Source organism: Ciceribacter sp. L1K23 (genome assembly GCF_018122705.1).
In the GTDB taxonomy this organism is placed as follows: Bacteria; Pseudomonadota; Alphaproteobacteria; order Rhizobiales; family Rhizobiaceae; genus Allorhizobium.
Genome location: NZ_JAGRRC010000001.1, coordinates 1,842,286 through 1,856,183, shown reverse-complemented (window position 1 = coordinate 1,856,183; position 13,898 = coordinate 1,842,286). Strand labels below are relative to the sequence as shown.

Sequence of the window (13,898 nt, the reverse complement as noted above, 5' to 3'; positions counted from 1 at the left end):
ATGATTGAAGCAATCCGAGAGCGTCGCGGGACATGAAGTGGAACTCCAATGCTGACGGACGATTATCCGGCGCTTTACGTCAATGCGGATCGCGCTTCGATCAAATGGCAGCGGACCTATTTGCGTATGCTGCTGGGCCAGTATTTTTTCATCCTGCTCGCGGGATGTCTGACAATATTACCCTCTTCGCCATATCTGCGTGAGCAGACCGCAATTTATCTTATTTGCGTTTTAATTGCCGCTGTCCTTCTTCTCTATATGACCGTCAAGAAACCGCAAAAAGAGTGGTATGAAACCCGAGCTTTGGCGGAATCCATCAAGACGTTGACTTGGCGCTTTATTATGCGTTCCGGCCCGTTTTCCAACGACGGTGCCAAACATCCACCTCGACAGGCGTTCAAGGTGTTTCTCGATGAGTTGGTGCGCTCGGATGGATCGGCCTTGACGGCAGACCTAGCTTTCGGTCCGCAGATTACCGCGGAGATGGAAAAGAAGCGTGCCTTGACGCTGAGTGACCGGAAAGATGTCTATCTCCAGTATCGTATCAGGGACCAGCTATCCTGGTATCGACGAAAATCCCATTTCAACCGCAGGCGATCCAACCTCTTCTCCGCGACTTGCGTTCTCCTCTATATGCTTGGCGTCGGCGTAGCTTTGTACCAACTCGCCATGGGCACGCTTGTCGTTCAATGGGTATCCGAGCCTTTGCTCGTCACTGCGGCGGGAATAATCGGCTGGATGCAGGCGAAACGCTACGAGGAACTGGCCGCGTCGTACGCACTTGCTGCGCATGAAATAGCCCAGATCGAGCACAACCTTGAAACCGTTACGACGGAAGCCGAGTTTGACGCGTTCGTCGCGGAGGCGGAGGTTGCGTTTTCTCGCGAGCATACTCAATGGATCGCGCGACAGACGTCACCTTACGACGGCTAGAGCCTCATCAGCCGCCGAAGTGACGAATGCGTCCTTACGCCTTCACCTAATTAGAAAGCGCAATATCACTAAAAAAATCCTCCCCTAAACCCTTTCCATCACATAACTCCCCGGCGCGTCGGCGATGGCGTTCAGGGCGCCGCCGCCGGGTTTGCGGGCGGGCACCCGTTCGGCGTCGAGCGCCTCGATCCAGGTCTGCCAGTGCGGCCACCAGGAGCCGGCGGTTTCCTTGGCCTTGACCAGCCAGTCCTCGTAGTCGCCAACAGGCGCTCCGCCGGTCCAGTACTGGTATTTCTTCTTGTCCGGCGGATTGACGACGCCGGCGATATGGCCGGAGCCCGAGAGCACGTAGGTGACCGGGCCGCCGAAGAAGCCGGAGCCGACGAAGACCGATTTCGCCGGCGCGATGTGGTCCTCGCGGGTGGCGAGATTGTAGATCGGGATTTTGACGTCCTTCAGCGAGATATTTTTGCCGGCAAGCGTCATCTTGCCCTTGGTCAGATTGTTGTTGAGGTAGCAGTTGCGCAGGTAGAAGGAGTGGTTGGCGGCGGCCATGCGGGTGGAATCGGAATTCCAGTACAAGAGGTCGAAGGGCATGGGGTCCTGGCCCTTCAGATAGTTGTTGACGAAATATGGCCAGATCAGTTCGGAGGCGCGCAGCATGTTGAAGGCCTGCGCCATCTTCGAGCCGTCGAGATAGCCGGCCGCGCGCATGCGCTCTTCCAGATCGTCCAGTTGCTCCTCGTCGACGAACACCTTGAGGTCGCCGGCATGGGTGAAATCGACCTGGGTCGTGAAGAGGGTGGCGCTGGCGATCCGCGTGTTGCCTTCCTTGGCATGAAGGGCGAGCGCCGCCGAGAGCAGCGTGCCGCCGACGCAGTAGCCGATCGCGTTCACCTCACGCTCGCCGGTCACCTTCTCGATCGTGTCCAGCGCGAAGTCGACGCCGTCGCGGATGTAGTCCTCCCAGCCCTTCATCGCGTGCCGCTCGTCCGGATTGACCCAGGAGATCACGAACACGGTGTGGCCCTGGTCGACGCACCACTTGATGAAGCTTTTCTGGGGGTTGAGGTCGAGGATGTAGAACTTGTTGATCCACGGCGGGCAGATGAGGAGAGGGCGCTTCAGCACCGTCTCGGTCGAGGCCTCGTACTGGATGACCTCGCAGATCTCGCTCTGGGCGATCACCTTGCCCGGCGTGACCGCCATGTTGCGGCCGACCTCGAACTTCGAGGCGTCGGTCTGGCGGATCCGGAGATCGCCGTGCCCTGCTGCGATGTCCTCGGCCAGCATCTGCATGCCCTTCACCAGATTGGCGCCGTTGCTGGCGACAGTCTCGCGATAAAGCTGCGGATTGGTGGTGACGAAATTGGCCGGCGACAGCGCCGCCGTCAGCTGCCGCACGTAGAAGGCGGCCTTGTGGCGGGTGTGTTCGTCGAGCCCTTCCGCATCCGTCACGAGCTTGTCGGCCCAGGCGGAAATCGCCAGATAGGCCTGCCGGAGAAAGTCGAAGAACGGGTTCTTCTGCCAGTCCTCGTCGCTGAAGCGCTTGTCGGTGACCGGTGCGGGCGATTCGGCCGGCGCCTCGCCCGAGAGCCGTTGCAGGCTTTTCATCCAGATGCCGAAGAGCTCGTTGAGCAACATCGACTGGGCCTCGACCGTGCGCTTCGGGTCGCTCATCCAGTATTCGGCGACCTTCGACATGGTCTTGATCAGCTGGGTCGCCGGTTCGGCGACCGGATCGACGATTTCGCCGCTTTCCCGCGGACGCAGCCATTCCGACGCCGCCTTGCCGAGGTTTTCAAGCGCCCGCGCGGCATTCATCGCCATCGCCTGCGGATCCTTGACGATGTAGGGCTCGATCAGCGCCGGGTCGATCGCCGGCCGACCGCTTTCGGATGCCTGCCCCGTCTCCTTCTGCTCGCTCACGTGCTCCTCCCCGGCAGTCTTTTCTTCTGTGATTTGTATTTGCACATTCTCGCGCAAAACAGCTAGAAGTTCCAGCATGACCAAAGCATGGTCTTTGGGCGAGGATATGGCCCCGCCGGACGGTTGTTTCCGGGGATTTGGACGGGACAGACATGGTGATACGCGCGCTTTCGATTCTCCGCCGCCAAAACAGGATCGGCTACGGCACCGCCGCCGTTCTGGCGCTCGCCATGGTCGCCGGTGGCTGCGCGTCCGACCGTCCGGCGCGTGACCCGTCGGTACAGATGTCGCCCTCCGCCCAGGTGACGGTGCGGGACGAGGACGAGCCGGCGCGCCAGGCTGCGGTTGATCCGGATGGCTATCCGACCTTTGCCGAGCCTCTGACCGCCGCCAACACGCAGCTCACCGACGAGGACGCGGCCTCGATTTCAGCCCGTCTTTCGGCGTTGTCGCGGGCGCGCAAGGCCGGCACAGTCTCCGAGGCGGATTACCAGCGGCAGCTGCAGATTTTGCGCAAGCTCGCCGCCCAGCATGGGGTCGACGCCGAGGCGGCGATCGCCAATTAACGCTTGCGTTTCACGGCGTTTGGACGCAAAGCACGAGAGTTGCTGTCGCCAGGTTGAATGTTTCGCGGCCGCATGTCCGAATTGCGCCGCACTGCGGTGCGACGGATGGGAGGATCGACCGGGCTCAAGCGGTTCGCGGCAGGCCGATCGCAAAACACGGGAGCGAACCCACCGCACGCGGCCGGTCGCCGCGCCGTTCCACGGGGAAAGAGATGGAAGAGTTTCACAAAGTCAGGCGCCTGCCGCCCTACGTTTTCGAACAGGTCAACCGTTTGAAGGCGAGCGCGCGAGCCGGTGGCGCCGACATCGTCGACCTCGGCATGGGCAACCCCGACCTGCCGACGCCACAGGCGATCGTCGACAAGCTCTGCGAAGTGGTCCAGGACCCCCGCACGCACCGCTATTCGTCCTCCAAGGGCATTCCGGGCCTGCGCCGCGCCCAGGCCGCCTATTATGCCCGCCGATTCGGCGTGAAGCTCAACCCGGATACGCAGGTGGTGGCGACTCTTGGCTCCAAGGAAGGTTTCGCCAACATGGCGCAGGCGATCACGGCGCCCGGCGACGTCATCCTCTGCCCGAACCCGACCTATCCGATCCATGCGTTCGGCTTCCTGATGACCGGTGGCGTGATCCGTTCGATCTCGGTCGAGCCCGACGATAGCTTCTTCCCGCCGCTCGAACGCGCCGTGCGCCACTCGATCCCGAAGCCGCTGGCGCTGATCGTCAACTATCCGTCCAACCCGACCGCCCACGTGGCGAGCCTCGATTTCTACAAGGAAGTCGTGGCCTTTGCCCGCAAACACGACATCATCGTGCTCTCGGATCTCGCCTATTCGGAAATCTACTTCGACGGCCCGCCGCCGCCGTCGATCCTCGAGGTGCCGGGTGCCGTCGATGTCGCCGTCGAGTTCACCTCGATGTCGAAGACCTTCTCCATGCCCGGCTGGCGCATGGGCTTTGCCGTCGGCAACGAACGGCTGATCTCCGCACTCGCCCGCGTGAAATCCTATCTCGACTACGGCGCCTTCACGCCGATCCAGGTGGCGGCCACGCATGCGCTCAACGGCGACGGTTCCGACATCGCCGAGGTTCGCGCCACCTACAAGCGTCGCCGTGACGTCCTGGTCGACGCCTTCGGCAAGGCCGGATTCGAGGTTCCGCCGCCGGCCGCGACCATGTTCGCCTGGGCCAAGATCCCGGAGAAATTCCGCCATCTCGGTTCGCTGGAATTCTCGAAGCTGCTCGTCGAAAAGGCCGACGTCGCCGTAGCGCCGGGCATCGGCTTCGGCGAGATGGGTGACGACTACGTGCGCATCGCGCTGGTCGAGAACGAGCACCGCATCCGCCAGGCCGCAAGGAACATCAAGAAGTTCCTGTCGACGGCCGACGAGACGATGCACAACGTCATCTCGCTCAACGCCCACCGTTGAGCCTTCCCCGGCGGCTCCGTCCGGGGCCGCCTTTCCAAGCAGCATGAAGACATTTCAGGATTGATCATGGCGGATGCCCTTAAAATTGGCATTGCGGGACTAGGGACGGTCGGCGCCTCGCTCGTCCGCATCCTGCAGCAGCGCGGCAACGAACTGGCGGTGGCCTGTGGCCGGGGCATTACGATCACGGCGGTTTCGGCCCGCGACCGCACCCGCGACCGCGGCGTCGATCTCTCCGGCGTCACCTGGTTCGACGATCCCGTCGACATGGCCGCCGGTGCCGACATCGACGTATTCGTCGAGTTGATGGGCGGTGCCGAAGGCGCTGCCGACAAGTCGGTGCGGGCGGCGCTTGCCCGTGGCGTCCATGTCGTGACCGCCAACAAGGCGCTTCTTGCCCGCCACGGCGTGGAACTGGCGAAGACGGCGGAAGAAAAGGGCGCGCTCCTGAACTACGAGGCCGCGGTCGCCGGCGGTATTCCGGTCATCAAGACCATGCGCGAGAGCCTGACCGGCAATACCTTCAGCCGCGTCTACGGCATCATGAACGGCACCTGCAACTACATCCTGACCCGCATGGAGAAGGAGGGCCTCTCCTTCGAGGCCTGCCTGAAGGAGGCCCAGCGACTGGGTTACGCTGAAGCCGATCCGACCTTCGACATCGAGGGCAATGACACGGCCCACAAGCTGGCGATCCTGACGACGCTCGCCTTCGGCAACAAGATAGCCGCCGACGATATCTATCTGGAAGGCATTTCCAACATCTCGATCGACGACATCCACGCCGCTGCCGATCTCGGCTACCGGATCAAGCTCCTGGGTGTCGCCCAGAAGACCGAGACCGGAATCGAGCAGCGTGTGCACCCGACCATGGTGCCTTACGATTCGGTGATCGCGCAGGTCGACGGCGTCACCAATGCGGTGGCGATCGAATCCGATATTCTCGGCGAACTGCTGATGGTCGGCCCCGGCGCCGGTGGCAATGCCACGGCATCCGCCGTGCTTGGCGACATCACCGACATCGCCAAGAGCCGCCCCGGCGCCCAGCGCGTTCCGGCTTTCGGACGTCCGGCCCACCTGCTGGAAACCTATCGCCAGGCGGAAATGCAGAGCCACGAGGGAGGCTATTTCATCCGCCTCGCGGTGCAGGACCGCACGGGTGTCTTTGCCAGCATCGCTTCGAAGATGGCGGAGAACGGAATTTCGCTGGAATCGATCATGCAGCGCTCCAAGAAGCAGCATGCGGAAGGCGAGCCGCAGACCATCATACTGGTCACCCACGCGACGATGGAAGCCTCGGTGCGCAAGGCCGTGGCCTCGATCAAGACCGAGGGTTACCTCGTCGGCGAACCGCAGGTGATTCGCATCGAGCGTCCAAAGACGGTCTAAATCCGCTGGTTGCTCCCGCAATCGCGCCGATATTGTGGCGCGATTGCATCATATCGGGCAGGGCAACGTCCAAATTTGATAAAATTCGACCAAATTTGGGACAGTTCCCTCGCGTCCCTGCATCTTTCCCGATATGATTTCCAGATATTTTCTGGGGTTTGGGAGGAGCCTGGATGAGATCTCAAAGAAAAGAGGACGTGCGCGTCGTCGATTTCAACGACTACCGTACGGCTGACAGGCGCATACCGCAGCCCCTTAGCGACCAGTATTCGGAGGACGACGACTTCGAGGGCAAACGGAACTGGTCGGTCATCGTGATGATGGCGGCCATGCTCTTCGCCCCGCTCGCCGGCTGTCTGGCGTTCGTATCCTGACGACCGTTTCCGGACTTTACTTTTACCTAGGCCTTGGCGATGACAGGATTATGAAGACGGTGCAGGGTTGCCGTCCGTTCGCCGGTTTGTGATATCCAGACCGGCACGTCCTGTGGAGACCAGGTAAGATGACGGAAGCCGTCGATCCGGTGCCGCGCGCCTTTTTGGGTGTCGAACGTTCGGTCACCGGGCGCCGGTGGATGTCGCGTGCCGACCAGGCCGCGCAGAATCGGGCGCTGGCGATGACCCAGGTTCACGGAATTCCGGAACTCGTCGCGCGCGTTCTTGCCGGTCGCGGCGTCGGCGTCGACGAGGCGCCGGGTTTTCTCGATCCCACGCTCCGCTCGCTGATGCCGGACCCGTCGCGCCTGACCGATTGCGAGGCGACGGCCGAACGGCTGGCCGAGGCGGTGGAAAAGGGCGAAAGGATCGCCATCTTCGGCGACTACGATGTCGACGGCGCGGCCTCGTCCGCCTTGATGTTCCGCTTCCTGCGGCACTTCGGCGTGACCGCCGAGATCTACATTCCCGACCGCATCTTCGAAGGCTACGGACCGAACCCGACCGCGATCGGCCAGTTGATCGACCGCGGCGCGCAGCTGATCGTGACGGTCGATTGCGGCTCGACCAGCCACGAGTCGCTGGCGGTTGCCGCCGAACGGGGCGTGCCGGTGCTTGTCATCGACCACCACCAGCTCGGCCACGAACTGCCGCCCTGTCTGGCTCTGGTCAATCCCAATCGCGAGGACGACCTGTCGGGCCAGGGCCATCTCTGTGCTGCCGGTGTCGTCTATCTGGTGCTTGTGGCGACGCTGCGCCGGCTACGACAGAAAGCGCACCAGATGGCGGCGAGCATGGATCTGCTGTCGCTGCTCGATCTCGTGGCGCTCGCGACTGTCTGTGACGTGGTGCCGCTGAAGGGGCTGAACCGCGCCTATGTGGTGAAGGGCCTGATCGCCGCCCGCCACCAGCAAAACGCCGGGCTTGCGGCACTGCTGAAGGTTGCCGGCATCGGCGGCCCGGTCACGCCCTATCATTTCGGCTTCCTTGTCGGCCCGCGCATCAATGCCGGCGGCCGCATCGGCGACGCAGCACTAGGCAGCCGCCTGCTGACGGTCGACGATGCCGCTTCGGCCGAGGAGATCGCCAACCGCCTCGACGAATTGAACCGCGAGCGGCAGGCGATGGAAACGGTGATGCTGCAGGAGGCGGAAGCCGAGGCGCTAGCCGAATACGGCAATGCCGAGGGCGCCGCGATCATCGTGACGGCGCGCGAGAACTGGCACCCTGGAATCGTCGGACTGCTCGCCGCGCGGCTGAAGGAACGCTTTCAACGGCCGGCCTTCGCCATCGCCTTCGATCCCAATGGCAAGGGCACAGGTTCCGGCCGCTCGATCAGCGGTTTCGACCTTGGCCGCGTCGTGCGCGCCGCCGTCGACGAGGGGCTGCTGGTGAAGGGAGGAGGCCACGCCATGGCGGCGGGGCTGACGGTGGAAAAGTCGAAGCTCGGTGCGCTGCGCGCCTTTTTCGAGGAGAAGGCAGAACGCCAGGTGAGCGAGCTCGTGGCAGGCCAGACGCTGAAGATCGACGGCGCGCTCGGCGCGTCCGGCGCGACGCTCAATCTCGTCGACACGCTGGAAACGGCCGGACCCTACGGATCGGGCCATCCGCAACCGGTCTTCGCGCTGCCCGCCCACCGCGTCCGCGATGCAAGGCCCGTCGGGACGACCCATGTGAAGGTGACGCTGGAAGGCCAGGACGGCTCCCGCCTCGACGGCATCGCCTTCCGCGTCGCCGACACCGACCTCGGCACGCTCCTGCTCGCCTCCCGCGGCAACCTCCTGCATGTCGCGGGCTCGCTAAGCGCCGATCTCTGGCAGGGATCAAGACGCGTGCAACTGCGCGTGACGGACGCTGCGCCGGCGGGGTGAAGTGCGACGATCTTGGTCGTCTTTGCGGGCCGGGGTGCCGACACACGTACTTCTCCGGTCGGGCTCGTCTCCATCGTCGAAGAGATCAAATACGCCGAATGTCAAAGTGGCATCGACGCAAGGTCAGCGACTTATCTTTTTGAGCTTGAGAGTTATGCGCTGTGATCAAAGACGTAGGCGGTTTGCCTGGAAAGATGTAAGGAGCAACGCCGCCGGGGGGCGTTCTTCACTTAACTATCGTCTCTCCATGCGAATTTTCGCCCCACCTTCGACTGGACGCAGCAATGTCATTATGGATTTTCAGGAAGAAAAATAAAACTACTAGCCCGGTCGCACCAGTCGATAGACGTGTTGAGAGGCAGAAGGCTAATGTAAAGCCGGTGCCGATAAAAGGCGATGGTGACAGGCTCTGGACGGCGGAAAACAAGCCCGAGCTTTCCTTTGAGCAGAAGATCGATCTTGGGAGGCAATCGGTATTCCAGGTAGAGCATCCTTCCTTGAATGCTGCCAACGAACTGGTGCGGCGTGTCTGGGATTACTACGGTCCCGCGGCGCAGACCCGCGAGGTTGCGCGCGACGCATTGCACAAGTTTGCCGGCATGCGTTCCGACAGGATCGAGCGACTTCACGTCCTGAAGGCATCCATCGAGATTGACACGTTGAACGTCGAAGCGGCCGTTAAAGCGTCGAGAGCGATTTTGAAACGCGACGAGTCGGCATCGACAAGAATGCCAGCCGTTCTTGTCGCGCATCTTTACCGGGCCGGACTCGTGCCCGGCATCTGGGGCGAAACCACGGACGCCGTCGTCAATGCAATGGGCCGGGATGAGAGCGAGTTCATCAACCTTCTCTCTGACCGGTCCAAGCGGATCTGCGTGGTGGGAAGCTCTCCCTGTGAGATCGGTCGGGGCAGGGGGAAGGAGATCGATGACCATGACGTGGTCATCCGTTTCAACAATTTCGACGTTTCATCGGATTTCGCAGTCGACTATGGGACGAAATGCAACATCTGGATGAGAGCACGTGGCAATACGGACATCTGGCGCCGTCCGTATTCCAGCTTCGAATGGGTTTTATACAGTGGCTCCGACATTCGCCTTCATGCATTCAATTCGGCGGACGTTGTTGAGTGCTATCTGCATGGCGGTCGCCCCGCTCACGTCCCTGCAAGTCTCTATTCTGAACTGGCGCAGTCGCTGAAATATGGACCGAGCGCCGGTCTGACAATGTGTTACTGGCTACGCAAGCTTCGGGGCAGTCCTGAAGAAGGTAATTACTCGATTTTCGGAATATCCCTCGACGATCAGGAGCCCAGTAGAAACAACCAGTATTTCCACAATACGCTGAAGAAGCCTTCGTATGCGCATAATTGGGAGGCCGAGGCTGCGTTTTTCAAGACGCATATTCTGGCGCCCAGATGAAGAGAATTCTCTTCGTGACCCGGACCAATCCAATCAGGGTGACGGCCGGTAACCAGCAGAGAACAGATCAGTCGATCAAGGCGCTTGTCTCGCTTGGATACAAGGTGCAGGTCATGATGCTGGTCGGTCCGAACGCGTCCAAGGATAAGCTGCAAAAAGCGTTTCTCCGTAAATACCCGCAGTGCAAGCTGCGTCTCGTCCAGCAACGATCGGGTCGCGATCTGGTGGCGCTTGGCAAATGGCGGGCCGGTCTTCGCCAGTATCTGCTCGAAACGCTCGACCGCCTCACGCTGCGCACCTGGATGATCACGAACGAGCACGAGTGCCCGAGAGCCCTGCGAGTGGCCATCGACAAGGAGCTGCGGAGCGGTCGCTACGCCGCCTATTTCAGCAACTATCTGAAGGTAACGCCGCTGAACGGCGTGCGCTTCGCCGGGCCAAAACTCTGCGATACGCACGATGTCCAGTCGGAGAGGATCTGGAACAATCTGCGACGTGACGAACCCAGTGCTCTGATGCGCCGGCTGAAATACCAGGTGCACCGCTGGTCCGAGAGACGGTGCCTCAGGAATTTCGATGCGCTCCTCGCCATATCATCGCAGGACGTCGAGCGGCTGGCGTCGATTGGCGGAGCGGCCTGTCCCGAGCTCGTCTGCGCGCCGGCATCGTTTCCGGATCCCGGAGTGGATATTCATACGCACAAGGACGCCGACATCGGCTTCGTAGGGACGAGCAGTAGGCCGAATGTCGACGGCCTTTTGTGGTTCATGTCCGAAGTTTTGCCTGTCGTTCTGGAGCGCCATCCGGATCTGCGTTTCAGGATCATCGGCAAATCCGGCCTCGATCCCGCCGTCGTTGACGCGGCAGCCGCGTTTACCGGGAACATAGAGCTCAAGGGGCTCGTCGACGATCTCGCCGCCGAATATCCCAAGGTGAAGATCTGGATCGCACCGATGCGGTTCGGCACCGGCATGAAGATCAAGGTGGTGGAGGCGCTTTCCATGAAGGCGGCGATTGTCGGCACCTCGCTTGCTTTCACGGGGATCGATGTTGCCGACGGAACCAGCGCCATGGTTGCCGATGACGCTATGGAATTTGCTGACAAGATTGGCCGTTTGCTCGATCACGAGGCGCTGCGCGCTCGCATGTCCGCCGCCGCCTTCGACGTTTTTAAGGCCGGGCACAGCTTCGAGGCTTACCGCGACACGCTCTCACGCGTTCTCAGCCAAGCATGATGCTGTGGTCTTGCGCTTCATGTGGAGAAAGAGAAGTGGCACGCCCTAGGGGAGTCGAACCCCTCTTCCCAGAATGAAAATCTGGTGTCCTAACCGATAGACGAAGGGCGCGTGCGCTTCGTGGTGGCGCCCTTATAGTCAGGGCTTGACGTTCCCGCAAGCGCAAAAAACGCGTTTTTTCATCTTCTTGGCATCTTCTTCATAGGCCTTGCCGGAGCGGCCGAGAGGCCTGGGTCATCGGCTATCGACAGGAGCAGTCTCTGTATACATCCTGTATCCTGGAGGCTTGACCTGGTGGGTAGGGCGGCGCGTGGACAAATTCTTCGAATTGGCTATGTATACAGAGACGACTGTCGGCGCGGCCGCGTAAACAGTCGGCGACGGACCGGTGGGAGGGTCGGAATGGCGAAGGAAGAGGGCGGCAATACGCACGCGACGCGCACGGTGATCGAGTTGCGCAAGAAGATCCTGTCCGGCGAACTGCCGGGCGGCACGCGGCTTCTGGAGGTGCCGCTGGCCGAGGAACTGGAAATCTCGCGCACACCGCTCAGGGATGCCATGTCGCGGCTGGCGGAGGAGGGGTTGCTGGAGCGCGGCCGCAGCGGCGGTTTCGTTGTCCGCCGCTTCACGATCGCGGACGTGGTCGACGCGATCGAGCTCAGGGGTGTGCTGGAAGGCACGGCCGCGCGCCTTGCCGCCGAGCGTGGCGTGCGCGCCACCGCGCTGGCGAGCCTGCAGGACATCGTCAACAAGCTCGACGCCTGCGTCGGCCAATGGCCGAATGAGGTCGATTTCGAAGGCTATGCTGCCCTGAACGCCAAGTTTCACAAGGCCCTGGCCGAACTGCCCGGCAGCGACGTGCTGGCGCGTGAAATCGAGCGCGCGTCGCGGCTGCCGTTTGCCTCGCCGTCCGCCTTCGTGCCCGACCGGGCCGACAATGCTGCCTTCAGCCGGTCGCTGCATGTGGGCCAGTCCGAGCACCGTGCGATTGTCGCGGCCATCGCAGCGCGGGAAGGATCGCGAGCCGAAGCAATCGCCCGCGAACACGCTCGCGCCACACGACAGAACCTCGAGCATGCGCTCGGCGGCGATGCGAGCCTCTTCTACCGCGTGCCGAGCCTTGCGCTCGTGGTCAACTGAGGGCGCCTTGACCTTGCGGCTTGACTCAAGGTGAGGTGAAAACCCTCTTGCGCATGGTCGCGTCTTGATGCAGTAATGTATACATTCAACGAAGGCCTTTGGGAGGAGAAACCATGGCAACGTCCAGTCTGGAAGCGGTAATTAAGGATTTCGGCAATGCGGTACGCATGCTGCGTAATTCAAGAATCGGCATGTATGTATACCCGGTGGTGGCGCCGGAATTTTCCAACTGGCGCGTGGAGCAGCAGGCATGGCGCGACGGCGCCGTGCTGTTCGACCAGTCGCACCACATGGACGAACTGATCGTCGAAGGTCCGCAGGCCGAGGAATTCCTCAGCCACCACGGCATCAACTCGTTTGCCAACTTCGATCTCAACCGGGCCAAGCACTTCGTTCCGGTGACCCCGGCCGGCCATGTGATCGGCGACCACATCATCTTCCGCGAGCGCCAGGACAAGTTCATCCTCGTCGGACGCGCGCCGACCTCCAACTGGCTTCTGTTCTGCGCCGCCTATGGCAAGTGGAACGTCCGCATCAAGCATGACCCGCGTTCGCCGTCGCGCCCCGAAGGCGAACGCGTCCTGCGCACCCACTACCGCTACCAGATCCAGGGTCCGGAAGCCCCGAAGATCTTCGAGAAGATGAATGGCGGACCGATCCCCGACATCAAGTTCTTCCATGTCGACTGGATCAACATCGGCTCGAAGAAGGTGCAGGCGCTGCGCCATGGCATGTCGGGTGCTCCGGGCCTCGAAATCTGGGGTCCGTATGAGGACAAGAACTACATCCTCTCCTGCATCCTGCAGGCAGCCAGGGACGCGGGCGTCGATCTCGTTCGCTGCGGCAGCCGCGCCTATTCAACCAACACGCTGGAATCCGGCTGGATTCCGTCGCCGCTGCCGGGCATCTATACCGGTGACGGCATGCTGGCCGAATACCGCCAGTGGCTCGGTGCCGACTCCTACGAGGCGGCTGGCTCCATTGGCGGCTCGTATGTCTCCGACAATATCGAGGACTACTACGTCAACCCGTTCGAACTCGGCTACGACTTCTACATCGGCTGGAAGAAGTCCGACTTCATCGGCAAGGCAGCGCTCGAGAAGATGAAGGGTGCAAACAACCGCAAGAAGGTCACCTTCGAGTGGAACCGCGAAGACGTGCTGAAGGTCATCGCCTCCGGCTTCGAGGACGGCATTCCCTACAAGTGGATCGACTTCCCGCAGCCGAACTATGCCTCCACCAGCGCCGACATGGTCATGCGCGACGGCAAGATGGTCGGCATGTCGATGTTCAACGGCTATTCCTACAACGAGCGCTGCGTGCTGTCGCTCGGCGTGGTCGATCAGTCGGTGCAGGAAGGCGACGTTCTCACCATGCTGTGGGGCGAGCCGGAAACGACAGGCAAGACGTCTACGGAGAAGCACCGGCAGACGGAAATCCGCGTTCGCGTCTCTCCCACGCCCTATGCGCGCCAGGCCCGCGAGAGCTACGCCGAAAGCTGGCGCACGAAGAAGAACGCCTGATCCTGACGATCTTGCATTGATGTGATC

At 61.7% G+C, this 13,898-nt stretch carries 11 protein-coding genes and 1 tRNA gene; 10 read left to right on the top strand and 2 right to left on the bottom strand.

Going from position 1 to position 13,898, the window contains the following annotated elements; translation table 11 throughout:
• The first annotated feature begins 48 nt into the window (after positions 1-48).
• Entirely contained in the window at positions 49-933 is an 885-nt protein-coding gene (locus J5J10_RS08730) for a DUF4231 domain-containing protein (protein ID WP_211929605.1), read from the top strand.
• Between the two features lie 84 nt (positions 934-1,017).
• On the opposite strand, the gene phaC is transcribed toward J5J10_RS08730, so the two are convergent.
• A complete protein-coding gene (phaC, locus tag J5J10_RS08725; RefSeq protein WP_349252088.1) occupies positions 1,018-2,811 on the bottom strand; it encodes a class I poly(R)-hydroxyalkanoic acid synthase in 1,794 nt (597 codons plus the stop codon).
• 203 nt (positions 2,812-3,014) lie between these two features.
• Here phaC and J5J10_RS08720 point away from each other — a divergent pair, with 203 nt between their 5' ends.
• From J5J10_RS08720 to J5J10_RS08690, 7 genes are all read left to right on the top strand, one after another.
• A complete protein-coding gene (locus J5J10_RS08720) occupies positions 3,015-3,428 on the top strand; it encodes an SHOCT domain-containing protein (RefSeq protein ID WP_211929603.1) in 414 nt (137 codons plus the stop codon).
• A gap of 212 nt (positions 3,429-3,640) precedes the next feature.
• Complete coding sequence (locus tag J5J10_RS08715) at positions 3,641-4,858, top strand: LL-diaminopimelate aminotransferase (protein ID WP_208549805.1); 1,218 nt, start codon at positions 3,641-3,643, stop codon at positions 4,856-4,858.
• Between the two features lie 66 nt (positions 4,859-4,924).
• Positions 4,925-6,247, top strand: a complete 1,323-nt coding sequence (locus tag J5J10_RS08710; protein WP_211929602.1) for a homoserine dehydrogenase — start codon at positions 4,925-4,927, stop codon at positions 6,245-6,247.
• 173 nt (positions 6,248-6,420) lie between these two features.
• Complete coding sequence (locus J5J10_RS08705; RefSeq protein ID WP_211929601.1) at positions 6,421-6,621, top strand: hypothetical protein; 201 nt, start codon at positions 6,421-6,423, stop codon at positions 6,619-6,621.
• A gap of 128 nt (positions 6,622-6,749) precedes the next feature.
• Positions 6,750-8,552, top strand: a complete 1,803-nt coding sequence (gene recJ / locus J5J10_RS08700) for a single-stranded-DNA-specific exonuclease RecJ (RefSeq protein ID WP_211929600.1) — start codon at positions 6,750-6,752, stop codon at positions 8,550-8,552.
• Between the two features lie 284 nt (positions 8,553-8,836).
• Complete coding sequence (locus tag J5J10_RS08695) at positions 8,837-9,973, top strand: glycosyltransferase family 29 protein (protein ID WP_211929599.1); 1,137 nt, start codon at positions 8,837-8,839, stop codon at positions 9,971-9,973.
• On the top strand, positions 9,970-11,208 hold the full coding sequence (locus tag J5J10_RS08690; protein ID WP_211929598.1) for a glycosyltransferase family 4 protein: 1,239 nt from the start codon (positions 9,970-9,972) through the stop codon (positions 11,206-11,208). The genes J5J10_RS08695 and J5J10_RS08690 overlap by 4 nt, the downstream gene beginning before the upstream one ends.
• Before the next feature lie 36 nt (positions 11,209-11,244).
• Here J5J10_RS08690 and J5J10_RS08685 read toward each other — a convergent pair.
• Positions 11,245-11,319: transfer RNA gene (locus J5J10_RS08685), tRNA-Glu, on the bottom strand.
• A gap of 291 nt (positions 11,320-11,610) precedes the next feature.
• Here J5J10_RS08685 and J5J10_RS08680 point away from each other — a divergent pair.
• Together J5J10_RS08680 and J5J10_RS08675 are read left to right on the top strand one after the other, a co-directional pair.
• Positions 11,611-12,348 carry a GntR family transcriptional regulator gene (locus J5J10_RS08680; protein WP_211929597.1) on the top strand — a complete coding sequence of 246 codons (738 nt, stop codon included), beginning with the start codon at positions 11,611-11,613 and terminating at the stop codon, positions 12,346-12,348.
• Positions 12,349-12,461: 113 nt separating this feature from the next.
• On the top strand, positions 12,462-13,871 hold the full coding sequence (locus J5J10_RS08675) for an aminomethyltransferase family protein (protein ID WP_211929596.1): 1,410 nt from the start codon (positions 12,462-12,464) through the stop codon (positions 13,869-13,871).
• The last annotated feature ends 27 nt before the right edge of the window (positions 13,872-13,898 follow it).